Origin of the sequence: Bradyrhizobium sp. CIR48 (genome assembly GCF_014198315.1) — a bacterium.
GTDB lineage: Bacteria > Pseudomonadota > Alphaproteobacteria > Rhizobiales > Xanthobacteraceae > Bradyrhizobium.
The window spans coordinates 288,708-313,084 of the sequence record NZ_JACIHG010000011.1 but is presented as its reverse complement, the minus strand read 5'-3'; the positions used below and the strand labels follow the sequence as shown (position 1 = coordinate 313,084).

Genomic DNA, 24,377 nt, shown 5'->3' with positions numbered 1-24,377 from the left:
GGCTCAAAAAATCAAACTTGTAAATGATGCCGTGATGGCAATTTGCGCATCACCGCAATGTATCAGGAGAGAGATCAATGTCGAGAAAAGCGAGACTGACGGATCGAAGGATGATAGCGAGAGTCCCGACCAAAGGAGACGAGATGACAACAGACGACGACGTCGACAATTGGCTGGAAAACGCCGTCGCCGCCGACAGTGTCGGAAAGAGCGAAGTCGAATTGCGCGCCCAGCGCGCCTACGCCTTAGAGGGGCTCGTGACGGCCCTCGCCGTCGATGTTGCCAAAGAACTGACGGTGCTGAGCGCGATGGATATCGAAACTATCGACCCCGACCAGCATGTCGAGACGATGACCGCGCTGCTCGAGGCGGATGAATTCGTCACTCTCTTGTTGCTCTCGATTGACGAGATCAGCCGGCAAGTCGCTAAAACTCGGAACACTCGGCGGCAGTCCGGGACAGGACGTCGCAAGCGAACGGAAAAAGACAAGAAAACGTCGCTCCATTAGAGACTGACAAAGAAGAAACTGTCTCGGCGCAGAACTCGGCGTCGAGACTTTTTTAGCTCAATAAAGATCTAACATGCTCTTCAAGGCAGTCCAATGACCAGTCTAAAACCTGATCTCATCCGATGCTTCGCTGGAATTCGGTGGCATCGGGCGATTGCCTGAAGGTAGCAGTATTAAGATGAATGGCAATCGCGGGCTACCAGCGCCCGCGATTACGACATATTAGTCCCTGCGCGCAAGACGATTGACGCCATCCTCAAAAGCAGGTGCATCTGGGACGCGTGGCAAGAAAGCGAGCGGACGCAGGTTCCGACTGATAAGAAAATGAGAGAAAGCTTATCAGTTCGCGTTTGGCCCGATGCTTTAAATTGATTTCGCTACGGGGTTTGCGGGCTTGCAGCGATCTTAGCAAGGGAATTTAACAAACGCTAATCAAGCGAGGGCAGCTTCGCGATCATTCGTCAGGCTCATGACCTTGAGGTCAGGGGGACGACTTCCTCCCTCTCCACCACAACAAAACGTTTAGGGACGAATAGCGTAGATCGTTGATCAAAGCCGTCCCTCACGGGCCGAAGGGCCTGCTCTTGCGAGCCCGTAAACGCTCGCCTTCATGCGCGCAGGCGCGCTTCCTTGTTGGATGATCGTCAGACGTTCGTTTGTATCCTGGAAATGCCCTTACCGTACCAATTGCCAATACTTTACGATCTGGCAATTCACCAAAGGTTGTGAGAGACTTGTTCACAACGGGGGGCGCTTTGGCACGTATTCGTTACATCGAAATCAAGAACTTCAGATCCATTCGCGAATTCAACTGGTGGCCGTCGCCTGGTATCAATTGTCTGGTCGGGCCGGGGGATATCGGCAAGTCATCGATCCTGGATGCTATTGATTTGTGCCTTGGCGCGCGCCGCAATTTCCAGTTCACCGACGCAGACTTCTATAATCTTGACGTGGACAAGCCGGTTATCATCACAGTTACGCTCGGCGAACTCGATGACTCTCTCAAGAATATGGAAGCCTATGGCAATTACCTGCGTGGGTGTAACGCAGAAGCTAAGACGATTGAGGACGAGCCAGAAAAAAGCTGTGAAACCGTTCTTACGTTCCGCTTAACGGTCGCAGGCGATCTCGAACCGGTGTGGACGTTGGTTTCCGATCGCGCTGAGGCGCAGTCGCAATCTCGTAACCTCAACTGGAGCGACCGAGTCCGGGTAAGCCCGACGCGGATTGGCGCGCTAACCGACTATAACCTCGCATGGCGTCGCGGCTCGGTCTTGAACCGCCTCTCCGAAGAGAGAGCCGATACTTCCGCCGCCCTCGCAAAGGCGGCGCGCGAAGCTCGATCCGCATTCGGAGACGAAGCCGACGCTCAGCTTGGCGAGACTCTTGGGATCGTTGCGAAGGCTGCAAAAGAGCTCGGCATTCCTGTGGGGGACAAACTCAAGGCTATGCTGGATGCTCATTCGGTGTCGTTCGGCGGCGGAACAGTATCGCTTCACAGTCAGGAAGGAATTCCCCTTAGAAGCTTAGGACTCGGCTCAACGCGCCTTTTGATTGCGGGGCTCCAGCGCAAAGCAGCAAAAGACGCCACAATCGTTCTTGCCGACGAACTGGAGCACGGCCTTGAGCCTCATCGAATTATCCGGCTTCTTAGTTCACTGGGTGCCAAGGAAAAGAAACCACCTTTGCAAGCGTTCTTGACCACGCATTCGCCTGTGGCTGTCCGTGAACTGTCTGGTGGCCAGCTCTTTGTGGTCCGCGAGGTTGACGACAAGCACTGCGCAACAGTGCTCGGCACGGAGGACGCCGTACAGGGAACCATTCGCAGTTTTCCCGAGGCGTTCCTTGCCAAGTCCGTCATCGTCTGCGAAGGGGCTAGCGAAGTTGGCTTTTTGCGTGGGCTAGACAATTACGATGTATCGCAGGGCCGGTCATCATTGACGGCGCTTGGCATCGCGCTTGTCGATGCCGGAGGTTGCGATCACATCTATAAGCGCGCAAACGCCTTTGTGCGTCTAGATTACCGGGTCTGCGTATTCCGTGATGACGACAAGCAGCCGGATCAAACTGTGGAGAAGGCCTTCACGGACCTAGGGCACAGCTTGTTCAAATGGCGGAAGGGGCGGGCGATAGAGGACGAATTGTTCCTCAGCTTATCGGATGACGCCGTGCTCAGCTTGCTCGCCCGCGCAGAAGGGCTTCATGGGGAAGAGCTCATCGATGCTCACATCAGCTCAGAATCCCTTGGAGCACTGTCCTTGGGCGATTGTAAAACGGACTTGTCGGAAACGAACCGCAATATTCTCGCCAAGGCCGCCCGAAGCAAAAAGAACAGCTGGTTTAAGTCCGTCCGCTTAATGGAGGGGGTTGCTGAAGACATCGTCGCGACGGACACAACTGCGGACGAAGGATTTTGGAATGTCGTCAACGACGTCTACGAGTGGATAAATGAATCCTGATGGCCGACATCAATCTGCTCGACATTAAACGCGGCACTGTCACGGCTCCGGCGGGGTGCGGCAAGACGCATCTTATCGCGCAAGCGATAACAAAGGAGACGCCCGAGAAACCCATTCTCGTTCTTACCCACACCAATGCCGGGGTCGCCGCTCTTCGCGGGCGACTGGAAAAAGCGGGCGTTCCTTCAAAGTCTTACCGCCTTTCCACCATCGATGGCTGGGCGATGCGCCTTATCTCCACTTTTCCAAAACGCAGTAATGCTGACCCCAAGATCCTCAAGCTGGAGAATCCCAAGACTGACTATCCTGAAATTCGGGGCGCTGCTGCCCGAATGCTCAAGGCCGGGCATGGACTTGATGTTCTCGCTTCCACCTATAGCCGGCTGTTTGTAGACGAGTATCAGGATTGCAACGTCCCGCAGCATGCCATCGTTTATTTCATGGCTCCGGCGTTCCCTACCTGCGTCTTGGGCGACCCAATGCAAGCGATATTTGACTTTCAGGGAAAGCTTGCTGACTGGGACGAGCACGTGTGCAAGCATTTTCCTCTTGCCGGTGAGCTTACCATACCGTGGAGATGGAAGAATGTCGGTGAGGAGAAGTTCGGCCGCTGGTTGCTAGATGTTCGCAAAGAGCTTTTCGAAGGAACTCCGATTGAGCTAAAGTCGCTGCACGCCAATGCCTCCTGGATAGATACGAGCGGAAAGGATGCGTTCGAGCGGAGGCTGTCAGCTTGCCAGACGAAGGCGCCAAACGCGAATGGCTCCGTGCTCATAATCGGTGACAGCACGAGCCCTCAAATGCAACGGCAGTTCGCCAGTCGGACGCCAGGCGCCACAGCCGTTGAAAGTGTAGACCTTAGAGACCTTGTTAGTTTTGCGCGTAATCTCGATCTGAAATCAACCAAGGCACTGGATCAAGTCGTCTCGTTTGCTGAAGACGTTATGACGAGCGTCGGCGGCGCCACTCTGCTGAAGCGGGTGGAAAGCCTAAAAGCCGCAAGGAATCGAAAGCCAGCTTCAGACCTAGAGGGTTCTGCCATCCGTTTCGCCGATCGTCCTAGCCATGCAGGCGTACGAGAATTGCTCGGTGCGATGGGTGAGCAGCCTGGTGTGCGGAGCCATCGCCCAGGGATTCTAAGGGGGTGCATCAGAGCGTTGCAGATGGCCGAAGCTGACGGTGGCCCGAGCTTTCACGAAGCTGCAGTTACTGTCAGAGAACAATCCCGCGCACTCGGTCGTCCACTGCCGAAGAGAGCGGTCGGCAGCACGTTGCTGCTAAAGGGGTTGGAGGCAGACGTGTCCGTCATCTTGGATGCGGACGACCTCAACCGTCGAAACCTTTATGTGGCGATGACACGAGGCTCTCGCCGGCTCGTCGTTTGTGCAAGCAAGAGTGTGCTCAAGCCTGCCTGATCAACGCGGAAACCGACCGATCCCTTGTGCGCGAGTCTGATAGGGCCAGGTGGCCTTAACCACACCCACGCGAAGACATACGTTACGCAGGATAATCCAGACATCTCGTACAAAAACATCATCATATGCACCGTCCCACGCGCGATCTCTTGATTGGCATTCGTACTTCTCGACTTCCGCAAAAGCCTGCCATTCTCGCCCGCAAAGCCATTCAAGTTCACCGCATACACGGCCTCCAGCAACTCCTGCATATCCGCAACATCATCGAGACCCTCGCAACTGTGAGTCGCCTATAGGCCGCGCGAGGTCTGCTTGGCTGGCATCAACATTCAGCGTAGAGTGCAGCGCAAGCGGGAGCGTCGAGCCAAATGAAATATGCCCTTGTAGCCAAGCAACGGGTTGAAGCCTTTCCTGGCGGAAAGGCAACGTGCTCCAGGTGCAATGGTGAAGTTATTGCCAAGTGCGGCTCGCAGAGAATGTCGCACTGGGCTCATCGGGGACTACAGGATTGCGATTCCTGGGTCGAAAAGGAGACCGAGTGGCACCGTGCTTGGAAGGATCGCTTTCCGTCCGAGTTCCAAGAGACCATTCTTCATGATGAGGCAACGGGAGAGCGGCACGTCGCTGATGTCTGCACCAGCCATGGGCTCGTGATTGAGTTTCAGCATTCGTATCTCGACTCGAAAGAACGGGTCGCGCGCGAGAGTTTCTACAGCAACATGCTGTGGATCGTGGATGGCGCGCGCTTAAAAGGCGACTATCCAAGGTTCATGAGAGGGATGGATGGGCTTAGACCTATTATCGTTGGGCATTTTCTTCTCAGATTCCCGGAAGAGTGCTTCCCCAAGCTGTGGCTTGAAAGCTCAGTGCCCGTGATCTTTGATTTCCGGGGGATCGACGTAAGAACGTCTCCCGATCCGCTCAAGGATACGCTTTGGTGTTTGCTTCCGGGACGAGCGGAGGGCCATGCCGTTGTTGTTGGCATGTCACCTGAGCAGTTTGTGCGTGTGGCTCCTAGTCGCGCTCAGCTGATACAAGCGAAGGAGATTCTTTCGAATTTCTCCCAGGTCCTTCGAGAGCTGCGCGCCCAACAGCAGTATCGGCCAATCCCGCCAGGGCGGCCTAGCCCGCGCCTTTAGTATGTCGCTAGGATTTAGCCTCGTTAGCGAAAGCTACTCCACTCCCTCCGAGAACTACGGCAAAGACCTGCGCCCCGCGCCGGTCACGCATGCAAGGCGGTCCACTGATCGATGACGAACACGATCCCTTTGACTGAATCCTCGTTCGCCACTTATCTGGCGCTTGCTACCACTGCGTCCGGTACGGAAAGCTTTGGTCCCGTCCCGGACATCCAGGCGGAGAGGCGCAAGGAACAAGATGCTCGACTAAAGGAGATCAGGAGTCTGCTGTTCAGGTTGGATAGCGGCTTACTGTTGGACGCGGTCTCGATCCTTCGCAAGCCGATCCTGATCGCGGCGCTTCTCGGGCGTGTCGACCCGGCGCAGTACGCAATAATAAACTACATAAGGGACGCTCTCGCTCAGCCCGATGACGACCACAAGGATCGGCACTTCATCGTCCCCTTCGACGAAGAGGCGAGCTGGAAGCAGGCGATCTCAAATGCACGCCGCGCGATGGAGCTAGCTGATTTCAATCATTACGACATCAACCGATTTTCTCGAGCCCACGCAGTCGCCGACGCTTGTATGCGTTGGGAAAGACGTGGATTTAAGGTCGCGTTATCAACATTCGGACCGAACTTGGACGGCAAAGACGTGTCTAGGATATGCGCGGACATTGAAGCCACAATTCAGTCGATCGGCGGCAGGAACGTTATCAACGGCATCTTGGCATGGCACACCGCCAACGGGCGCATTTACGAAGGATCGCTTCTGTACGGCCGGGTGGTTGATCAGCTAGGTCAGCATCGAGAGCCAAGTGTCCCATTTCATTTCCTATACAATCTGGCTCTCAAGCACCTCAACGCGGCGCAAACGTCGAGACACCCCAAGGATGATTTCGGGCAGGTGATAGAATTCGCGCGCGATTTAGGTGCCGTATTCGACGTCGAATCGTATGTCGTCTACGAGAACATGAGCGTCGCACTCGGCAACTTTCACCATACGCTGGTGGACCGCATCTTCTGGGATGAACTTTTCGGATTTCAACAGTGGCAGCCGACTGTAGCGGAACATCTGCTGAAGGAGTGGCTCGGTCATGTTGAAGCAGCCGGAATCCCCCTGCCTGCTATTCCGCTGGCGAAATGGAGGCGCATCGTTTCATCGCTGTTCAAAGTGTCATCGGTGGACAAGTTTGTCGTCACCCACCCCTGCGAGCACGTAGATGCTGAGCTGGGACTTGCTGGCGTCAGCCACCTATTTGAGCTGCTCACCATAACTGCCGAGAAGCTCAACGACGGCTATTGTACTCCCTTCGACACTTCCAAGCGGAACGCTCCGTACTTCCCGCTTTATCGGCTCAGCCAGGAGGTTTGGCTGATTCCTCCGCGGGCGATTCTCGGGCGGGCAATTTACGAGCGGGTCTACGCGCTCCTGCGCGGCGGGAAGAATTCTCAGCTTGAGCGGGTGATGGGCGCGGCCCTCGAACTCCTGACAGCCGACGCAATCGCGAGCACCGGCAAGGCACCGGAAATCCTGGGCGAGCAATACAAGGAAGGGGCCGCCAGGAAGTCCCCCACATTCGAGGTCGATTTAGCCTCGGAAACGGACCGGGACCTGATTTTGCTTGAGTGCAAGAAAAAGCCGCTGACCAATGCGGCGAGAGCCGGCAATTCCTTGTCCGCGGCAGTCGATTTGGCGCAAGGCTTCCTCGATCCTTTGGTCCAGATGGCCCGTCACGAGAAGCATCTCTACGGATCGGGGTTGCACTTCGTCAGCGGTAAGTCCTTGCATCTCAACGGACGGCATCTGACGAAAGTCAGCGTCACAATGACCGATCACGGGTCAATGCAGGATCGGGTCTTCTTACGTGGCCTGATTGGCGCTTTATACGGGGTTAAACTCACGGCCGTAGATCCCGCCAACCAAAGGGAGGCGCAAAAGGTAAATGATGCGATTGCGGCACTTCAGGATGGCGTCACCGCGATACTCACTTTGACCGGCGAACCCACAGACAAGTTTCTCCACCGCTATTTGCCCTCTTGCTGGTGGCTGTCGATCGATCAGCTGTACTTCCTTTGTCGCAGGTCCGCTGATCTCCGCGCGGCGCTGGCACCACTCGGGAGCATTACGTTCGGCACCGGGGATATAATGACGGAGGTTTCTCACAGCGCGCGTATGGGCCTCCTCGCCAAACACAGGCAGCCTTGACGAATGAAGCCACGCGTTTGCAAGAGATCCGCCATCCCCGTCCCACCAACGCGTTCAATACTGCGGCCGCTTCAGCAGGTCGGGCAGCCTTGAGATTGCCTTGGCTATCCGCCTTGCCTCATCGCGTGACAGGTATTGGTGGGCGTACTGGTAGCCCCAGTTGTGGAGATCCTGCCGATGTAGGACGCAGCATACGGTGAAGCCGTTGCCGTCCGTCACTCGGAAGCATTCCTCTTCCTCCTCCATAGTCCACGGCGCTGGAAATCGCCGGAGATTGTCCATCAGATTCGGCGATGTGCTGGAGTGCCTTTGAGGGATTTGCCGGAGGCGTAGCTCGGTCGCCTGGTCTCTTCGCTTTTGAGCCGGTCCCGCTGATCGCAAAGATCGTCGACCTTGGCTTGCATCCGGCCAAGGAGTGCTTCGGCCGAAGCCGTGGCAATGCCCGCCCGTTGGAGTTGGAGGATTTCCTTGCGCTGCCGACCGATCTGCCTGTGCATGTGCTCGATCTCCGAGCGGATGAATTGGAGTGTAGGCATGGCCAAACCTGGGATTTTTGTCCAATAGAACGAAACAAGAACAATGAGTCAAGGTGTTACTTGAGGATAGGGAGCGAGAAATGGCGCGCAGTGACGCTCGCCCCCTCGGCGGTTCCCTCTGCTTGTGGTAGTTAGCGGTATTGCGAACAACCGATTGGGATTATGCGTAGTGAGCTCCATTGATGAGTCTCAGCCAAAGTCTCCTGCCAAGAAGGGCGGAAAATCGCGATCCTATTCGGACAGAACGCTCAAGCTGCTTTTTGCGCTCTGCAAGAATCAGTGTGCGCACCCCGAGTGCGCTCAGGCCGTTATCCAAGCTGCGACCAAGCAATCATCCAATCAAGTCATCGGGGAGATCTGTCATATCTATGCGCACAGTGGGAAGGGGCCTCGGGGAAATCCCGCGATGACGGAGGACCAGTTGCGCGAGGCGGACAATCTCATCGTGTTTTGCCCAACGCATCACGCCATTATCGATGCGCAACATGAGACATACCCCGCAAGCCTGTTGAAGCAATGGAAGCTACAGCACGAGCGCGCTTACCGCGAAAAGCTGACTGCGAAACTCACTGATATCGGTTTTGCTGAACTAGAGGTCGCGGCAAAGGCGTTGCTTGCGCCCTCAGTTGCGGCAAATGGTGACTACCAGACGATTCCGCCGGCCGAGAAAATCGAGAAGAACAAGCTGCGTTCAACGTCGACAATGTTGCTGACTTTGGGCGCAGCCAAATCAAGGGAAGTTGAGAGGGTTCTCCTGGCGTCATCTCAGCTAGACAGCGAATTCCCGGATCGCCTAAGAAGTGGCTTCGTTGCCGAGTACAAGGCATTGAAAGCAGAAGGTTTAGATGGCGATGATCTTTTCGTCGCCATGTACGAATGGGCCGGAGGAGAGGGCGATAAGGGACGGGAGGCCGCTGGCCTTGCGATACTGACGCACCTCTTTGTCATCTGCGACGTATTTGAGAAATGAGCCGATGACATTCTTCCCGACCAAGTATGTGCCCCTCGACGCCTCGGTGCTTGGTGTCGCCTCGATACTGCTCAGCAAGTTAAAATCGAATGACACTGTTTCGACCCTGTGGGATCGTGTGAGGATGCACCCGCAGGTAAGGACATTTGATCGATACGCTGAGGCCCTGACCCTTCTCTTTGCGGCCCATCTCATCGATATCCGTAATGGAATCCTTGTTCAGCCGAGCGGCGCCGGGTCAGCCACATGATAGTTCGCGTTTGGTCCGATCTGCCGACGTTCAGGGAAGCCCGGTTTGAGGAAGGCTTTAATGTCGTCATGGCCGATACCACGGAGGATTCCAAGGAGACCGAGAGCACGAACGGGCTTGGCAAAACGACCCTCATCAGAATCGTGCATTTCTGCCTCGGCATGGAGATCGGAAGAGACAAAGTGCTCACGCATCCCGATCTCGCCAATGTGACGTTCGGTCTAGACATGTTGGTCGATGGCGAGATGGTGGCCGTCAAGCGCAATACGTCATTGCCGAAGCAGGTGATCGTAAGTGCGTGGTTCGTCGACGGGCTGCGCATCGAAAAGGAGAAGATCGATGCCGAGTTTGTCCTCATAAGCACCGATGACTGGAAACTAGCGCTCACCAGCCGGTTTTACCCGCCAGCTAAAGGGGTCGCCGTTCGGCAGCCATCATTCAGGGATATACTTCTGTATCTCGTCCGCTTGGGTAAAGCGGCCTTCACCGATCCGCAAATGGCGTTCCAAGGGCAATCGGGGCCCGGTAAGCGGCTCGATATCAGCTTTCTCCTGGGGCTGAACTGGGGATTGCAGGACGCCATCCACGAGCAGATTGCCAACCGTAGCCATCTCAACGACGCTTCGAAGGTGAGAAAGGCTGCAGAGGAGGCGGGAGCGCAAAGATCAATCGGTGAGCTTGAGGCCGAACGTGTAGCTCTAGAGGCGCAGCTCAATGCACGGAAGAAGGAATTAGATTCGTTCAACTTAAGAGACGACTACCGTGACCTGGAACAGCAGCTGAGCGGAGTCGATCGAGAACTCCATGATGCGATCAACGAGAACTTCTCGGATACCCGGTTGCGCGACTTCTACCAGGAGAGCGCATCCGAGGTTCCCGAGGCAGATTCAGCCCGTCCAATCGCGATCCTCAAGGAGGCGGGCGCCATCTTTAAAGAAGAGGCTCTGCGTAAGCTAAGTGAGGTCGCAACATTTCACGAACAGGTTTACCGCAACCGCAAAGAGTTTTTGAGGGCGGAGATCAATCGGCTCGCAGTTGCCATAAAGGCCCGCGACGTTCAGATAGATCGACTTTCGTCGGAGAAGCAGCGGGTTCTTAAGGTCCTCCGATCAAGCGGTGCAATCGAGACATTGATTGTGCTCCAGCGGACACACACCGACCTAAATGCTCGATATCAAGTCTTGGTCTCGCAGATCGAGGACCGCAAGCAGGTCGATCGACGGTCTGATGAACTGACCGCAACGATTGCGCGTGATAGAACCATACTTAAACAAGATCTTGATGACCGTCGTCAGCAGGTAGATGAAGTGAGGGCTCTCTTTGCGGAGTACACCCAGGATCTGTACGGGCGGCCTGGCCGCCTCGGTGTGGATGTTGGTTCGAATGGCTACTCGTTCTCGTTTACCATCGATCGACAGGGAAGCGATGGCGTCGATCAGATGGTGGTGTTCTGTTTCGACCTAACGATCGCGAGTGTATGGGCCAAGCACAAAAGGGGTTTCCCGGTGCTGATCCATGACAGTAGCCTGTTTGCCGACGTGGACCCGAGGCAATACGCCAAAGCCTTAAAATTGGCGGCGATCAATTCGGAGAAGTACGGCTTTCAGTACATATGCTGTTTGAATGTTGGATCATTGCCTAAGGACCATTTCGGAGAGTTCTCTCTGGAGCCCTATGTCAGGCTCAGACTTCATGATGAAAGCGTCGAGGGACGGTTGCTTGGCAAACAACTGCCGCCGCGGGAGAAGAATGCTAGCTGAGAGGCTAATGGATAACCCTGCTGTGGCGAGTCCCATTGACATAGATGACTTGAGGGAACCCCAAATCCGACTGTATGGACTGTCCAATGCTGATGGCGTCTATACATTTTATCATGACGAGACCAACAATATCCGTCGGTTGCACATCAACGCCGGCCGTCTCAACGTCGCTGAACTGAGCGTTTTCGTGTTGGGCGGCCTCGTACACGAGGGCGGACCGCGACCAATCGAGCTACAAGCGCTTCGCGAAGCGATGCGCATTCAAAAGTCGGCCGGGGAAATCAAGCTTCAACACGTGGCAAAAGGCGGTTTCCTAGACGTCTTAGGTTCCCGAAAGCTGACTACGTTCTTGCAGTGGATCGCCGGCAGCGAGCTGACTATCCACTATCACCAGCTTGATCCGCTCTACTGGTCGATTGTCGATATCATCGATTCAATTTTGCCTAACCTCGGTGATCCCGGACTCTTTCCCTACCATGTCTTGCTCAAAAGCGACTTGGCCATGGTGCTTCGCTGCGATATCGGGGCAACAGTCCACCTGTTCCATGCTTACGGGTATCCGGGTCTAGCGCCAGAGGGGCGCAAACCGTTTCTGCAGCAACTGGTGGAGCTGGTTGATTACCACAAAGCTGTCTTGCCGACCGACAATGCAATGATCCTCAGAAGTGTTCTGCGAGCCGGTAGATCGTTGAAAAGTCTGGACTTCATCGAAGGGTATCCGTCCAACCTTCTAATCGAGGAGTTCAGCACCTTCTATTTAGGGCGCATCGCATTGTTCAAGAACTCCAGCCATGTCTTCGACATGGAGGACAATATTCGCGGTCTTCTCTTGAAGAGCCCGCTGACCAGCAACGGCCGACCCGTAACGAGCTTTCGCTTTGCCGATTCCAAGCACGAGCCCGGCATTCAGCTATCAGATGTTGTGGTTGGCGTGCTCGGGAAGATGCATAGCTATTTCACTCATACGGAACGAGATGAGGTAGCTGAAGATCGGGCGGCACTGAACGAGGTGGGCCTAGAGAATGCCGTTCTCCTTCGGGACCTCATTTCTAGATCGCATAAGACTAATATCGGCTTCCTTAATCACGTCGCAAACATGCACGACTTGGACAAGCTCAATCTTTTCCTTCGATTCCTGGATGGCATCTACGCATGAGTCGTGGATGATGGTCGCCAGGACAGCGCAGTAACCAGGCGGATTAAACCCCACACCGCTCGTCATGTGGTGCTCGACAACGGGCCATGCTGTCCTCTTCATTCACCAGGCTTGTTTCCCAAGGCTTCGGCAAGATAGGAGATAGCGCTTGCAACGGATGGTCGTTGACACGAACAGCCTCAAGTCGGATGGGCTGAGCTCGGTAGCAGCCACGCCAACCGGTCGGTTGCTCGGGTAAGCGGTCCGCTCTGGATCACTGGCCTCCCCACATTGAAAATCGGGGGATTCTCAGCCGAAAACGCCCAAGACCGCGGCTTCCGGCTTGACCCACTAAAATTACTTGTTCTAATTTTGTTCTCAATGGGCCGGGGCCGATTCTGCGAGCCGCGGCGTCCCTATAAATGACCACAGCAGCCGCCCTGATCCGGACAGGAACCATGCACGAGATCATCTGTCCCCATTGTGACAAGGCCTTTAAGGTCGATGAGTCCGGTTACGCGGATATCTTGAAGCAGGTCCGCGACGCCGATTTCGCAGAACAACTGCACGAACGTTTGGAACTGGCGGCGCGCGACAAGCAGAGCGCTGTGGAATTGGCAAAGGCCCAGGTGAGCAACGATCTGCAAAAGACTGCAGCCGCCAAGGACGCCGAGATCCTGGAATTAAAATCCAAGCTTAAAGGGAGTGAGGTTGCGCAGAAGCTCGCCGTGACCGAAGCGCTCAGTGCTCTCGAGAAGGAGCGTGACAGGATCGCAAACGCGCTAGCTGAGTCCGAGCGTGAAAAGAAGGCGGCCTCGGAGCTCGCTGAAGCGCTTTTGGCGAGCGAGCAGCACAAGATCACCGCCGCCAAGGAAAGGGAAATCCAGGAGCTGAAGGCCAAGGTCCAGGCTGTTGAGCTTGAGAAGAAGCTTGCAGTGACCGAAGCGGTCGGCGTCCTCGAGAAGGAGCGCGATGAGCTGAAGAGCGGCATCAAGCAGGTCCAGCTTGAAAAACAGCTCTCCGAGAAGTCACTGAAGGATAAGTACGAGACGCAGATCAAGGATCGCGACGACGCGATCGAGCGCCTAAAGGATATGAAGGCCCGCTTGTCCACAAAAATGGTGGGCGAGACACTCGAGCAGCACTGCGAGACCGAGTTCAACCGGGTGCGGTCGATGGCCTTTCCGCGGGCGTACTTCGAGAAGGACAACGATGCGCGGACCGGCAGTAAGGGTGATTATATCTTCCGCGACTCGGACGAGGCCGGCACCGAGATCATCTCGATCATGTTCGAGATGAAGAACGAGAGCGACAGGACCGCCACAAAGAGCAAGAACGAGGACTTCTTCAAGGAGCTCGATCGGGACCGCACCGAGAAGGGCTGCGAATATGCCGTTCTGGTCTCACTGCTCGAACCCGACAGCGAACTCTATAACGCGGGCATCGTTGACGTCTTCCACCGCTACCAGAAGATGTACGTTATCCGGCCGCAGTTCTTTATGCCGATGATTACGCTTCTGCGGAACGCGGCTACCAACTCTTTGAAATACAAGACGGAGCTGGCGCTTGTTAAGGCGCAGAATATCGACATCACGCAGTTTGAAAATCAGCTTGAGAGCTTCAAGAGTGGTTTTGCTAGGAATTACGACCTCGCCTCAAGGAATTTCCAGACGGCCGTCACCGAGATTGATAAGTCCATCGACCATCTGCAGAAAACAAAAGATGCATTGATCGGTGCAGACCGCAACCTCCGCCTCGCGAACGACAAGGCGCAGGATGTGACGATCAAGAAGCTGACGCGGGGTAATCCAACGATGGCGGCGAAATTCGCGGAGCTTAAGAATCAAATTGAGGCCGCCGAATAATTGGCCCCTCCCATAAGGCGGCTCCCTCCAAGCCATGACAATTCCTCCTCAGCTTTGGTCGTTCACGGAGAAGCACCAGCGCTTCTTCAAGTTTAAAGAATGCCTTGCTGCCGGCGATCAGTCGCCATGCGAGGGCCAGATCGTTCGCGCTCACATCATCCCTCGCTCTCAGCTGAAGCAGATTGCCCAGGATGGCCACGTCGTCGCGGTTCCCACCTCGCTGCTCGCCATAATGAAGATGCAGCGGATAGGGTTCGAGGCAAAAGAGATTGGAGTGGGCGAATTCTCAACCATGAACTGCTTCTGTGCGGGTCATGACAAAGCTCTCTTTGCGCCAGTCGAAGACGCACCACTCGTGTTCTCATCCGAGCAGCTCGCGCTGTTGCACTATCGGGCAATCGCTGCCGAGTTCTATCAGCGTAACAGCCAGCTGGAGTCGGCGGAATCGGAGCTGGACTACGAATCGAACGAGCCGCCGAACCCTAGATTTTCCTGGATTGTCATGTGTAGCGACCAGGCCACCGAGGAGGCGCATCAGGCCTTGGTTCGTACCGAGAGATTGATCTCAGCCCGACGCTTCAACGAACTTGGTAGCCTGGTCGTGCGTTTCGATGCGGTACCCGCGGTGATGGCGGCCGGCGCCTTCCGGCCAATATATGACTTCGCCGCGAAATCCGTTCAAAGGTCTGTCGACCTGTGTTGCTATGTTTCGATGCACTTGCTTGCCGCCGACGGCGGAGCAGTTTTGGCTTTCACTTGGCTTCGACGCGACCAGCCTGCAGAGCAGTTTGTCCGTACGTTTGCCGCCCTACCGAGAGAGCAGATGGCTTCGCTTGCCGTTCAATGCGCATTTGAGCACGTAGAATTCACCTGCATGTCTGACTCGTGGTGGAGCGGCTTAAAGCGCCCGATGCGAGGCTCGCTATTGGAACGCGTTAGGCGGGCGAACTCTTTATCTTATCGTCGCTCGCCCCGTTGCCTATCTTATCGCATCCACTATGCCGATTGGCCCGTCGCAGAGGTCCGCTAATCGCGGCTATTTCTGCGGCTGGCGCATTTCGCGCGCAGGGTGTTGGAGGTAACGCTCGGCATTCCGCTGTTCGACCGTCGTTACCATGGGTCCAGCCTTCTGCTGGAAGGGTTTGGTGTCTCTCATCCGGGGCGTCGAGCAGGTATCTCCGATCTTTTTCCGCTCCAATTAAGAAAGCGGGGTGAGTTGCCTGATTGATCAGGAAGCCGACAAACGGAGTCAGTCCGCGGACTGATAAGGAAACTAACAAAACGGAGTCAGTTGATGACTGATAAGGAAATAGCTGAAACCTTATCAGTGTGATGAACGAGCGGAATGGCGCTGCCACACAGGATTGAACTAAGGTCGCAATCCCGGTTGGTATTGATTTTACTGCGATTTTCGGCCCAGCGATCTGTTTTTGTGTGGCACTCTTGGGTGGCGCCGTGAAACAATTCTTACCACATTCGGCGGGAGCTCGCCACGTAGGAAACGGAGTTGACCAATCCTCCGATTGCGTCGGTGAAGGGTTGCGTGGACCATGCCCCTGCCCTCGAAGAGCGCAAATACTGCACATCCGAGCGACTCTTACTCTGACGACAGCCGGCGGACTTCCCCCGGTTTGAGGTTTACCTCGCCGAACGTTTTCAGCTGCTTCTCGGACAGAACCGCTGGGACGACCTGCGCTGTCCAGCCCTCCGGTACGGCCGCGAGGACCAGAGTTACCGCCTGACTCGGCTTGGCAAGCGCGAGCCAAATCTCAGTCCTGGATCCCGAATCGGGAGTCACCTCAACGACCGTAAATTCGTTTCCGAACGACTCTGCCATAAGGACCAATTCACGCGCAGGGCAGCCGTTTCTATGGCGGGCTCACTCAGGCGGTTTCAGTCCGGGGATTGTAGCCACTGGTTCATGTGCGAGCCGGTCTCGCACTGTCGCGCCTTGCGCACGATCTGATCGCGCAGCGGCCCGTGAGGGAGCAACTCGGCTTGCTCGCGCAAGCGCTTGGCCTCTTCAGCGAGGCGCTCTTCAAGAGATCGAGTCTGTTTGAAACGACGCCGCGTCGACATGGCGCTGCTCCCTTGTTGGCCCTTGTTGGAGGGGGGCGGGAGCGCTACCGGCGTTCTCATCACAGATAGCAGCCGAGGTCCGGTCTGTGATGGCCGCAGCGTGCGCCTGTCCGCAGCCGCCGGGCAAGGACTATCTTTTGCGCGCGCGCTGGAACTCTTCAGGAACGCCTCAAAGGGCGTAAGCGGCTCAAACCAAGGATTCAGCGGCATTTGGATCAATTCGGCCGATGACGTGAAAGCGTTGGACCGCCCCGCACGACGTTGCCTGGGCGTCAACCAGCCCATTTTCATTTGTGAAGCCACATATTAGCCTAGCGGGAAAACCTTCCGAGGCGAGGGGCCCGATGAATCTCGAAGACTTGTACCGACTTCTGCGCAGCGAGCATGTCCAGGCACAAGGGATCGTCGATACCCTCGAGGAACCCCTCCTTGTGCTTGACCTGGGCGGAAGTGTTCTGACAGCCAATCGCGGGTTCTACGAAACGTTCAGGGTTGGACGGGACGACACGGTTGGGCGCAGCCTGTTCGACCTGGGCGACGGTCAATGGGACATACCCGAACTCAGGCGCCTCGTCGGCGACATCATTCCAAGGTCCACCGCCGTCGTCGGCTACGAAGTTGCAGCCGACTTCCCGGCCATCGGACCGCGAACAATGCTGGTCAGCGCCCGTCGTCTGGTTCACCCCGATAATAACAGCTCCAGCGTCCTGATCCTGTTCGAGGACGTGACCGACAGACGCCATAGCGACGCTCAAAAAGACATTCTCCTCGCCGAGACGCGGCACAGGATGAAGAACCTCCTCGCGATCGTTCGCTCTCTTGCCAATCAGGGCGATGTGGAAGGCCGGTCAGCGAAGGATTACCGGGACGCCTTTCTAGGGCGACTCCAGGCTGTGACCGAAGCCGAGACCCTCGCGCTGGCCAGCAGCGCCGAGGCCGATCTGAGTGCTCTGGTGGAGCAATCGTTGAAGGCTGCGGGCCCGGATCGATACCGGGTGGTCGCCGGACCGGTCATTCGCCTCAGCCGCCGCCAAGTCGTGCCGATGACTCTCATTCTGCATGAATTGGTCACCAACGCCTGGAAATATGGTGCGTTCTCCAAGCCAGGAGGGCTGGTACACTTCGGCTGGCGCAGGTCGGAGGAGGAGGGGGGCAAGGCCGTCCTTCACCTTGATTGGCGCGAGGAAAACGGCCCACCCGTCACTCCGCCCACTCGCTCCGGCTTCGGCTCCAGGCTGATCGATCTCAGCGCGGTGCAGGGCCTAGGGGGTTCTGTGGAACTGAAGTACGAGCCCACCGGTTTACGAGTTCACATCACAGCGCCTTTGGAGTCCTAAAGACCGGGGAGCACTCATGGACGACGCTCCCCGAATATTGGTTGTCGAAGACGAGTACCTGATCGCACTGGAGCTCGACACCGAGCTGAGGGCCGCTGGCTACCGCGTGATCGGCCCGGTCCCGGACATAGATGGCGCTTTAGAGCTTTTGAAGGTTGAGCGGCCCGACGCCGCCATTCTCGATGTCAACTTGGCGGGCAAATGGATCACCCCGGTTGCGGAGATGCTCCGGGCGATGTCCGTGCCCTTCATTCTTGCCAGCGGCTACGTTGCCGCTGACCTCCAAGCCCATCCCGCCCTGCGAGACGCGGTCAATGTCGGGAAGTCGTGGAGACCTGAGTATCTACTCAAAACCCTTCGGAGCGCCTTGCGGGAAACGTAAGGGTATTACCCTATCGCTCCGGCCCCTTCGGTCCCTCGCAGAGATTCACTTAGACCGTCGACATTTCGGCTTTGGCTCAAGGGCGTCGAGCCCACCTGGCCGGAACGACTCGTCGATCGGTGCGGACAGCCGCGCGACGCGCCGCTGGCTTTCTTCTTGAAGTCTGTCAACTGCTAGTGTACTGTCTCGTGTATCGATACTGGCCGAACAACTGTTCCGCTTTCGCCTCAGATCCTGACGGCGCGCACGTTTCAGACATTCTCCATCATCGACTAACCGGACGGCTGGCGGCAACTTTGCGCGCCAGGTCCTGCGCGTATAAGGAAAACCTGATGAACACCGGTACAGTGAAGTGGTTTAATACCCAAAAGGGCTTCGGCTTTATCCAGCCATCAAACGGCACCAACGACGTCTTTGTTCACATCAGCGCGGTCGAACGCGCCGGTATGGGAACGCTGACGGAAGGTCAGGCGCTGTCTTACGATGTCGTCGCAGACCGTCGTACTGGCAAGTCCGCTGCCGAAAATCTTCGTGCTGCTTAATTGAGAGCACGACAGACCTGTCGCTCTAGCCACGGATGTACTGGTAGAGCTTGTGGTCCTGCCCCGCTCCCGAGTTATCGGGGCGGGGTTTTTCGTTCGAGCAAGTAGAAAGATCGAGAAGCGCACGCCCTGCGGCTTTCTTTGAGTGTTGCGCCAATGCTCGGTGACAACATCAGCATGTTCACCAGGCGCATCGGGAACGTGACCCCTCAGTGCCAAGCAGGAGATCCAATGAGCATAGTAAAACGTCATCTGGCCGAGCAAGAAGAACGCATGGTCCTGATCGAGGAGATTTGCATCGATACAGGGGCGCTCGTCTTGGATACTGCCACAGACGAAGTCTACTTCTCCGCGGACGAAGCGGCTTACAAGAACGCTTACGTCACGGTATTCCAAGCCTGGGCAAAGGGCACGATCAAGGGCACCGCAGAACAGATATTCGAGGCGACAAAATCCATTCTCGAAGACTAAACAAGACCGCAGATACACAAACGCCGAGGAAGCAAATATGCCGTACGCCTATAAGCTAAATGAAGAGGTTCGGCACCAAGCTCAAGGTCCCCAAGGACGCGCCGCAACTGAATTGCCAAGGATCTACACGATCGTACAGTGCATGCCGATCGAATCCGATGGACGCGTAAGATATCGTATCAAGTGCACGTCCGAGAACATTGAACGCGTCGTTACGGAAGATCAGCTTTCTTATTTTCACTGATCTCCGCATCCCGAAGCGCTCATCAGACAGTGCCCGGAGCAGCAGGGAGCAAAAAATGTCAGATCGGCGCGAGCTATACCGGAGCCCAAACGGGGACGCATGGTTCATCGCACGCGAGCCCACAAACGGTTACGCCTTCATCATCCACCAGCCTAATGCGCCCTCTGGTGGCCGGCTATCTCACATTGAGCTAGGCGAGTTCTTGCGTGACGGAAAGGGACCCGAGCAGCAAGCATTGTTGCGATTGATCGGAAGGCTGGTCGACGTTCCACCGTTTGCGTAGGATCCTTGCACTCATCGATCACGGCCGACTCGCCTAATGACGCTGAACGGCCCCCTTCAAGGCCCGGCAAGTGAAGGCGGGTCTACCACTTCTTTGTCGGTCGACACGTTCGCCTACCGACCGCAGGAATTGCCTCAGCCCCCTGCTTGCCGCGATAGTCTCGGTCGTCCGCGAGGATGTGAGTCGAACCTTGAGCACGAAGCGCCGACGCCCGCCTTAAGGGGTCATCGAGTCACTTCGCGTAACCCTGTGATCGCAGCCACGCGATCCGACGCTCTCCGTTCATCCACTCGTCAATATCGGCTTTGCTCGCGAAGCCCGTAATCTCTCGCACTTCTGCGCCCGGGTACTCTGCAATGATAGCCCAATCGCCCTCGGATTTACGGACTGGTTTGAAGCTCACTTTTATCTTTGCCATGCTGAATTATGTCAGAAGGCGGCCGAAAAGGGAACCTCGTTTGAGCCGTATACGGCCTGCTGAATAGCAGTTGCCACCTTGGTCTTGCGCCGTCGGAACGCACGGATGCCCCGTCAAGGACCGAGGCTTCGTTGCTGTCCGGTGGTAGCATTTGACCCGCTTTGGTCTCCCGTCGATCCTTAATTTGCAGGTCCGCCGGGTGTGGTCTCGCTAGGAGCGGCGGTCATTGTGACATCATGGCCCTCCTGCAGCGCGATCGAAGCCGCGGCAATTGCGGCCTCGAACGCAGCCCCCTTCGTGGCGTATCGATTCTCCTTCTTGCCTTTGCGGCGTAAGCGCCACGTGCTGCCTTTTGCAACTATCTCGAATTTCGCGAGCCCCATAGGTTGTCCTCCTAATTTTGCACGCCTTTCGCCGCAGTGAAGCGAGAGTTCAACCGGGTTAGCTTTGAGCGTGCTGCCAGCGAGAGGTGACGTCGGCGCCAGTCTTGTTCAGGTGCACATGCTGATCGACGTGATCGACCCAGGAAAGCGGAATGAAGTGGTGATGCCGACAGTCCGGCGAACTCTGTTTCGTCAGCTTGATCTTGTCCGTTCCATCGAGATGATCAACTTTTCCCACCATTTTCCTATCGGACGAAATCACGTCCATGTTTTCTTTGATCTTGGAAACGTCTGTCATCGGTATCTCTCATTTAAGAATAGTAGGAGTCGATCGACGAGCTAAACATCCAGTGCTCCCAGCGCTCAACGTTCCTCCATCAGGCCGCCCGCGCGAGCGAGAGCCGCTTCTGGCCGAAGTAGCGCGTGATTTCGGTAAGTGTCATCGCGTTCAGGACCCGGTCGGCAGAGACCCCGCCCTTGCGGGCCATCAGGACGCCCCAGTGGTCGAGCTCGGGAATCGAGTGCGCGTCCGGATTAATGCTCAGCATGCAGCCAAATTCGAGGGCTGCGCGGTGCCAGCGCCAATCCAAGTCGAGACGCCACGGATGTGCGTTGATCTCGACGACGACGTCGTGCTTCGCGCAGGCCCGCAGCACCTTCTCGACGTCGATTTCGTAGCCTGGCCGCCGCTGGAGCTGTCGTCCCGTCATGTGGCCGATGATGGTGGTGTGAGGGTCGGAAATAGCCCGAAGCAGGCGCTGCGTCTGGGCCTTGCGGTCCAATTTGAACCGGCCGTGGATGCTGGCGACCACGAAATCGAAGCGTTCCAGAACGTCGTCGTCATAGTCTAGCGACCCGTCCGCCAGGATGTCGGACTCGATACCCTTGAGGATTCGGAAGTCCTTGCCAAAGCGCTTGTTCAGGCGGTCGGCTTGCCGGTGCTGCTGCGCGATCTCCTCAACCGAGAGACCACCGGCATAGTGCGCTGACTTGGAATGGTCCGCGACCCCGAAATACTCGAAGCTCCGCCGGCGCGTGGCCTTGGCCATGGTCTCCAGCGTCTCGGTGCCGTCGGAGGCATCAGTGTGGCAGTGAAGAATGCCGCGCAGGTCCTGGTCGGTGACGAGCTTCGGGAGCTTGCCTTTCAGAGCCGCCTCGATCTCGCCGCGCCCCTCCCGGAGCTCAGGGTCGATGAAGGGCAGACCGAGGGCGCGGTAGATCTCAGCCTCCTCGCCAGCGATCAGCGTGCGCCCCTTGTGCAAGCCGTCGGCGACTAACCGCATGCCCTTCTCGGCGGCTAAGGCTTGGAGCTGCTCGACGTGGCCGGCGGAGCCGGTGGCGAAGAGAAGGGCGGCGCCGAAGTGCTTGCGGTCGGATACTCGGATTTGCAGCCCGTCGGCCGATGGCGTCGATGTCTTGTCCGGCTTGACAGCCTCCGCAACGATCGCAAGATCGCCGACGAGTTCGCAGCCTCGGCGGAAATCGCCGGCGACCGTCACACGTTTGAGTTCGGGGCGGGACTTGCGGATCGAATCCTTCGCGTGCGCGAGCAGCGCGGCAGCGCGGTGCAGATGAAGGCGGCCTTCTCCGCTTTTGGCGATCGCGAGGTTCTGCAGAATCTTGGTCTGCAGCGCGGCGCCGAGTCCTTTCATCTTCTTGATGCGGTCATCGTTGGCGGCGGCCTCCAACTCCGAGAGCGAGCCGATGCCGAGATCCTTGTACAGGCGCAGCACCTTCTCCGGACGAAGTCCGGGCACAGCGAGCATCTCGAGCACGCCCGCGGGAATCTCCTTCCTCAGCTTTTCGAGGCTGGGATGACTGCCCGTCTTGTGAACCTTGGTGATGGTGTCGGCAATAGCATCGCCGACGCCCGGGATCTCAGTAAGCCGATCTTCGGCAACCAGCACGTCCAGAGGAACGGCTAGGGCCGCCAGGCTGTCGGCGGCCCGAGAGTAGGCTTTCGCCCGGTACGGATTGCCGCCCCGCAAGGCGGTGCGCTGCGCGTACTCTCGAAGGAGACTTGCCACTCCGCGCGCGTCGAGCGAAGGCATTCAGCCAGCCTCCCTCTCTGGGCTTTGCGGCGCCGCCGTAGCACCTGGCCGGCGATCGAGAGAGGCCTCGAGTTTCTGGGCTGCGCGAAAGTCCTCAAGGTGCTGGACATTGGGGCCGTAGGCCGCCTCTTTCTTGAGGAGATTGTAGATCCGGCCGGCCACCAGTTGCAGATGCTTCATCCTGCCGTGCGGCATCGCTCTCGCTCTGCAGAGCGCGCGAAGGGCATAGGCGCGGAAGTAGTCGAATGCGTCTGACATGACTTCAGTAAACGCCGGCTACCCCTCATGGTTCGACCAGCAGCCTGGATCTCATTCTCCGATGCCGGCGCGGCGGCGACTTCGCGGTGCCGGCGTCCCGGCCTGATTGCTGCGTCAATCCGAACCGGGAAAACTTGGAACCTCTGGGCGCAGCGTATGTTGTGCCCGGCCAGTACTGGAGGACAACATGAGCAAGAAACTTCTTCTGCTGCTGACGGCCGCTTCGCTTCTGACGGGTCCGTCGTTCGCGCAAAATCCGCCGGCGACCGACCGCCCGAACAACAATGCGGTCAACAATTCCGGCGAGAACAATTCCGACAAACCGGTTTCGGGGGCCAACAGCTTCACCGAGGGCCAGGCCAAATCGAAGATCGAGCAGGCGGGTTACGCCGATGTGACGGGTTTGAAGAAAGACGACAACGGGGTGTGGCGCGGCAAGGCCAGCAAGGGCGGCACATCGACGAACGTCAGCCTTGACTTCCAGGGCAACGTCAACGCGGCGAAGTAACCGGGCGCAGCAGTTAACACGGACAAGGACTCAAAATGACCGTCACGATTTCACGTCTCTACGACAACTACTCCGACGCGCAGCGCGCGGTGACGAACCTCGAAGCAGCGGGTCTGCCGCATTCGGACTTGAGCATCGTCGCGAACAATTCCGACAACTGGTACAGCAGCGACAAGAAGATTGACCGCGACCGCGATGGTGTCGACGACCGTGCCGAAGGCGCCGCCAAGGGTGCCGGCGTCGGCGCGGGTCTCGGCGGCGCTGCCGGTCTGCTCGCGGGCCTCGGGCTACTGGCGATTCCGGGCCTGGGCCCGGTGGTCGCGGCCGGATGGCTCGCCTCGACGGCGCTGGGCGCGGCCGCGGGCGGCGCCACGGGCGGAGTCGTCGGTGCGCTGACGCAAGCGGGCGTTTCCGAGGAAGAAGCACCTCTCTATGCCGAAGGCGTAAGGCGAGGCGGCACGATGGTTTCGGCCCGCGTTCCTGACGGCGATCGTGCGCGGTACGAAGCGATCCTCGACCAATCGGCCGTCAATCTACGCGACCGCAGCGCGGCTTGGCAAAAGTCGGGGTGGAAGAGCTACGATCCGGCGGCGCAACCATACGGGGCGGACGAGGTCCGCCGCGAGCGCCAACTCTACGGAGCAGGCGTACGGTAAGGTCAGTCGGTGACCCGCCTCCGAGGCGGGTCTCCTTTTGGACGCGCCAACGATCGAATACTGGAGCCGAAAATGAGCCGCGGAATGCCATCGATGACCGCCCTCTTGGGCATGCTCGCTATCGCCGGGTACCAGAATCGAGACAAGCTGGCGGAGATGTTTCGCAACGCAACCTCCGGGCAGCCGGCTGCAGGCAACAAGGACTCGCTAGGCGGCATGCTCGGCAACTTGGGCGGCCTCGTCGGCGGCGGTGGCGTTCGCTGCTCAACGGCGGGATCGGCGAACTTCTCGAGCACTTCAAACAGAACGGTCAGGGTGACGCCGCGCAGTCCTGGGTCGATCACGGGCCGAACCGGGAGGTCACGCCGCCCGAACTTAGGCAGGCGATCGGTCCGGATGTCCTGCAGAAGCTGGAACAGCAGACCGGACTGTCGCAGCAGGAGATACTCGATCGCTTGGCCCGCGAGCTGCCGACAGCCGTGGACAAATACACGCCCGACGGACGGCTTCCTTCTTCGTCTGGCTAACGCAACGCGC

23 protein-coding genes and 1 pseudogene are annotated in these 24,377 nt (G+C 57.4%); 18 read left to right on the top strand and 6 right to left on the bottom strand.

What is annotated here, in order from left to right:
* Nucleotides 1–143 precede the first annotated feature (143 nt).
* The 5 genes from GGD66_RS31170 (at nucleotide 144) to GGD66_RS31150 (ending at nucleotide 7,712) form a co-directional block, all read left to right on the top strand.
* Nucleotides 144–509, top strand: coding sequence for a hypothetical protein (locus tag GGD66_RS31170; RefSeq protein WP_128957203.1), 366 nt, complete (start codon nucleotides 144–146; stop codon nucleotides 507–509).
* 755 nt (nucleotides 510–1,264) lie between these two features.
* A complete protein-coding gene (locus tag GGD66_RS31165; protein ID WP_183260196.1) occupies nucleotides 1,265–2,968 on the top strand; it encodes an ATP-dependent endonuclease in 1,704 nt (567 codons plus the stop codon).
* Nucleotides 2,968–4,383, top strand: coding sequence for a UvrD-helicase domain-containing protein (locus GGD66_RS31160; RefSeq protein WP_210321722.1), 1,416 nt, complete (start codon nucleotides 2,968–2,970; stop codon nucleotides 4,381–4,383). The genes GGD66_RS31165 and GGD66_RS31160 overlap by 1 nt, the downstream gene beginning before the upstream one ends.
* 368 nt (nucleotides 4,384–4,751) lie before the next feature.
* Entirely contained in the window at nucleotides 4,752–5,522 is a 771-nt protein-coding gene (locus GGD66_RS31155) for a competence protein CoiA (RefSeq protein WP_183260194.1), read from the top strand.
* A 111-nt stretch (nucleotides 5,523–5,633) separates the two neighbouring features.
* On the top strand, nucleotides 5,634–7,712 hold the full coding sequence (locus GGD66_RS31150) for a hypothetical protein (RefSeq protein ID WP_183260192.1): 2,079 nt from the start codon (nucleotides 5,634–5,636) through the stop codon (nucleotides 7,710–7,712).
* 281 nt (nucleotides 7,713–7,993) lie between these two features.
* Here GGD66_RS31150 and GGD66_RS31145 read toward each other — a convergent pair whose 3' ends face one another.
* Nucleotides 7,994–8,209: a hypothetical protein gene (locus tag GGD66_RS31145; RefSeq protein ID WP_312014205.1), complete on the bottom strand. Its 216-nt coding sequence runs from the start codon at nucleotides 8,207–8,209 to the stop codon at nucleotides 7,994–7,996.
* Nucleotides 8,210–8,654: 445 nt separating this feature from the next.
* On the opposite strand from GGD66_RS31145, the gene GGD66_RS31140 reads away from it, so the two are divergent.
* The 6 genes from GGD66_RS31140 to GGD66_RS31120 all read left to right on the top strand — a co-directional run bounded on the left by GGD66_RS31140 (nucleotide 8,655) and on the right by GGD66_RS31120 (nucleotide 15,258).
* Entirely contained in the window at nucleotides 8,655–9,218 is a 564-nt protein-coding gene (locus GGD66_RS31140) for an ABC-three component system protein (RefSeq protein ID WP_183260190.1), read from the top strand.
* Nucleotides 9,219–9,222: 4 nt separating this feature from the next.
* Entirely contained in the window at nucleotides 9,223–9,468 is a 246-nt protein-coding gene (locus GGD66_RS42470; protein WP_409362388.1) for an ABC-three component system middle component 6, read from the top strand.
* The gene (locus tag GGD66_RS31135) at nucleotides 9,465–11,228 is read left to right on the top strand and encodes a DUF2326 domain-containing protein (protein WP_183260188.1); all 1,764 of its coding nucleotides are present in this window, start codon (nucleotides 9,465–9,467) and stop codon (nucleotides 11,226–11,228) included. The genes GGD66_RS42470 and GGD66_RS31135 overlap by 4 nt, the downstream gene beginning before the upstream one ends.
* Nucleotides 11,229–11,235: 7 nt before the next feature.
* Nucleotides 11,236–12,384, top strand: coding sequence for a DUF3800 domain-containing protein (locus GGD66_RS31130; protein WP_210321721.1), 1,149 nt, complete (start codon nucleotides 11,236–11,238; stop codon nucleotides 12,382–12,384).
* Between the two features lie 437 nt (nucleotides 12,385–12,821).
* Nucleotides 12,822–14,228 carry a DUF2130 domain-containing protein gene (locus tag GGD66_RS31125; protein ID WP_183260307.1) on the top strand — a complete coding sequence of 469 codons (1,407 nt, stop codon included), beginning with the start codon at nucleotides 12,822–12,824 and terminating at the stop codon, nucleotides 14,226–14,228.
* Between the two features lie 34 nt (nucleotides 14,229–14,262).
* Nucleotides 14,263–15,258 carry a hypothetical protein gene (locus tag GGD66_RS31120; protein WP_183260186.1) on the top strand — a complete coding sequence of 332 codons (996 nt, stop codon included), beginning with the start codon at nucleotides 14,263–14,265 and terminating at the stop codon, nucleotides 15,256–15,258.
* An 863-nt stretch (nucleotides 15,259–16,121) separates the two neighbouring features.
* On the opposite strand, the gene GGD66_RS31115 is transcribed toward GGD66_RS31120, so the two are convergent.
* A complete protein-coding gene (locus tag GGD66_RS31115) occupies nucleotides 16,122–16,307 on the bottom strand; it encodes a hypothetical protein (RefSeq protein WP_183260184.1) in 186 nt (61 codons plus the stop codon).
* Between the two features lie 344 nt (nucleotides 16,308–16,651).
* Between GGD66_RS31115 and GGD66_RS31110 the strand changes: the two genes are divergently transcribed.
* From GGD66_RS31110 to GGD66_RS31095, 4 genes are all read left to right on the top strand, one after another.
* Nucleotides 16,652–17,644, top strand: a complete 993-nt coding sequence (locus GGD66_RS31110) for a sensor histidine kinase (RefSeq protein ID WP_183260182.1) — start codon at nucleotides 16,652–16,654, stop codon at nucleotides 17,642–17,644.
* Between the two features lie 16 nt (nucleotides 17,645–17,660).
* On the top strand, nucleotides 17,661–18,026 hold the full coding sequence (locus tag GGD66_RS31105; protein WP_246789047.1) for a response regulator: 366 nt from the start codon (nucleotides 17,661–17,663) through the stop codon (nucleotides 18,024–18,026).
* 332 nt (nucleotides 18,027–18,358) lie between these two features.
* A complete protein-coding gene (locus GGD66_RS31100) occupies nucleotides 18,359–18,568 on the top strand; it encodes a cold-shock protein (protein ID WP_183260180.1) in 210 nt (69 codons plus the stop codon).
* 231 nt (nucleotides 18,569–18,799) lie between these two features.
* On the top strand, nucleotides 18,800–19,039 hold the full coding sequence (locus GGD66_RS31095; RefSeq protein ID WP_027558111.1) for a hypothetical protein: 240 nt from the start codon (nucleotides 18,800–18,802) through the stop codon (nucleotides 19,037–19,039).
* Nucleotides 19,040–20,163: 1,124 nt separating this feature from the next.
* Here the strand turns inward: GGD66_RS31095 and GGD66_RS31090 are convergent.
* The 4 genes from GGD66_RS31090 to GGD66_RS31075 form a co-directional block, all read right to left on the bottom strand.
* Nucleotides 20,164–20,367 carry a hypothetical protein gene (locus GGD66_RS31090; RefSeq protein WP_183260179.1) on the bottom strand — a complete coding sequence of 68 codons (204 nt, stop codon included), beginning with the start codon at nucleotides 20,365–20,367 and terminating at the stop codon, nucleotides 20,164–20,166.
* A gap of 58 nt (nucleotides 20,368–20,425) precedes the next feature.
* Complete coding sequence (locus GGD66_RS31085) at nucleotides 20,426–20,665, bottom strand: DUF2171 domain-containing protein (protein ID WP_183260178.1); 240 nt, start codon at nucleotides 20,663–20,665, stop codon at nucleotides 20,426–20,428.
* Between the two features lie 79 nt (nucleotides 20,666–20,744).
* Nucleotides 20,745–22,418 (bottom strand): DNA polymerase/3'-5' exonuclease PolX, encoded by a 1,674-nt coding sequence (locus tag GGD66_RS31080; protein ID WP_183260177.1) that lies wholly within the window; start codon nucleotides 22,416–22,418, stop codon nucleotides 20,745–20,747.
* A complete protein-coding gene (locus GGD66_RS31075) occupies nucleotides 22,419–22,676 on the bottom strand; it encodes a hypothetical protein (RefSeq protein WP_183260176.1) in 258 nt (85 codons plus the stop codon).
* A gap of 187 nt (nucleotides 22,677–22,863) precedes the next feature.
* Here GGD66_RS31075 and GGD66_RS31070 point away from each other — a divergent pair, with 187 nt between their 5' ends.
* From GGD66_RS31070 to GGD66_RS41700, 3 genes and pseudogenes are all read left to right on the top strand, one after another.
* Nucleotides 22,864–23,184 (top strand): PepSY domain-containing protein, encoded by a 321-nt coding sequence (locus GGD66_RS31070; RefSeq protein ID WP_183260175.1) that lies wholly within the window; start codon nucleotides 22,864–22,866, stop codon nucleotides 23,182–23,184.
* A gap of 35 nt (nucleotides 23,185–23,219) precedes the next feature.
* Nucleotides 23,220–23,840: a hypothetical protein gene (locus GGD66_RS31065; protein WP_183260174.1), complete on the top strand. Its 621-nt coding sequence runs from the start codon at nucleotides 23,220–23,222 to the stop codon at nucleotides 23,838–23,840.
* A 72-nt stretch (nucleotides 23,841–23,912) separates the two neighbouring features.
* A pseudogene (locus GGD66_RS41700) lies at nucleotides 23,913–24,367 on the top strand (YidB family protein).
* Nucleotides 24,368–24,377 lie beyond the last annotated feature (10 nt).

Bases quoted from the DNA above. Each gene is read 5' to 3' on its own strand.
- GGD66_RS31065 (WP_183260174.1), top strand. From the start codon at position 23,220: ATGACCGTCACGATTTCACGTCTCTACGACAACTACTCCGACGCGCAG.
- GGD66_RS31085 (WP_183260178.1), bottom strand. From the start codon at position 20,665: ATGACAGACGTTTCCAAGATCAAAGAAAACATGGACGTGATTTCGTCC.
- GGD66_RS31135 (WP_183260188.1), top strand. From the start codon at position 9,465: ATGATAGTTCGCGTTTGGTCCGATCTGCCGACGTTCAGGGAAGCCCGG.
- GGD66_RS31140 (WP_183260190.1), top strand. From the start codon at position 8,655: ATGACGGAGGACCAGTTGCGCGAGGCGGACAATCTCATCGTGTTTTGC.
- GGD66_RS31150 (WP_183260192.1), top strand. From the start codon at position 5,634: ATGACGAACACGATCCCTTTGACTGAATCCTCGTTCGCCACTTATCTG.
- GGD66_RS31110 (WP_183260182.1), top strand. From the start codon at position 16,652: ATGAATCTCGAAGACTTGTACCGACTTCTGCGCAGCGAGCATGTCCAG.
- GGD66_RS31125 (WP_183260307.1), top strand. From the start codon at position 12,822: ATGCACGAGATCATCTGTCCCCATTGTGACAAGGCCTTTAAGGTCGAT.
- GGD66_RS31100 (WP_183260180.1), top strand. From the start codon at position 18,359: ATGAACACCGGTACAGTGAAGTGGTTTAATACCCAAAAGGGCTTCGGC.
- GGD66_RS31090 (WP_183260179.1), bottom strand. From the start codon at position 20,367: ATGGGGCTCGCGAAATTCGAGATAGTTGCAAAAGGCAGCACGTGGCGC.
- GGD66_RS31105 (WP_246789047.1), top strand. From the start codon at position 17,661: ATGGACGACGCTCCCCGAATATTGGTTGTCGAAGACGAGTACCTGATC.
- GGD66_RS31120 (WP_183260186.1), top strand. From the start codon at position 14,263: ATGACAATTCCTCCTCAGCTTTGGTCGTTCACGGAGAAGCACCAGCGC.
- GGD66_RS31160 (WP_210321722.1), top strand. From the start codon at position 2,968: ATGGCCGACATCAATCTGCTCGACATTAAACGCGGCACTGTCACGGCT.
- GGD66_RS31080 (WP_183260177.1), bottom strand. From the start codon at position 22,418: ATGCCTTCGCTCGACGCGCGCGGAGTGGCAAGTCTCCTTCGAGAGTAC.
- GGD66_RS31070 (WP_183260175.1), top strand. From the start codon at position 22,864: ATGAGCAAGAAACTTCTTCTGCTGCTGACGGCCGCTTCGCTTCTGACG.
- GGD66_RS31075 (WP_183260176.1), bottom strand. From the start codon at position 22,676: ATGTCAGACGCATTCGACTACTTCCGCGCCTATGCCCTTCGCGCGCTC.
- GGD66_RS42470 (WP_409362388.1), top strand. From the start codon at position 9,223: ATGACATTCTTCCCGACCAAGTATGTGCCCCTCGACGCCTCGGTGCTT.
- GGD66_RS31170 (WP_128957203.1), top strand. From the start codon at position 144: ATGACAACAGACGACGACGTCGACAATTGGCTGGAAAACGCCGTCGCC.
- GGD66_RS31130 (WP_210321721.1), top strand. From the start codon at position 11,236: ATGGATAACCCTGCTGTGGCGAGTCCCATTGACATAGATGACTTGAGG.
- GGD66_RS31145 (WP_312014205.1), bottom strand. From the start codon at position 8,209: ATGCACAGGCAGATCGGTCGGCAGCGCAAGGAAATCCTCCAACTCCAA.
- GGD66_RS31155 (WP_183260194.1), top strand. From the start codon at position 4,752: ATGAAATATGCCCTTGTAGCCAAGCAACGGGTTGAAGCCTTTCCTGGC.
- GGD66_RS31095 (WP_027558111.1), top strand. From the start codon at position 18,800: ATGAGCATAGTAAAACGTCATCTGGCCGAGCAAGAAGAACGCATGGTC.
- GGD66_RS31115 (WP_183260184.1), bottom strand. From the start codon at position 16,307: ATGTCGACGCGGCGTCGTTTCAAACAGACTCGATCTCTTGAAGAGCGC.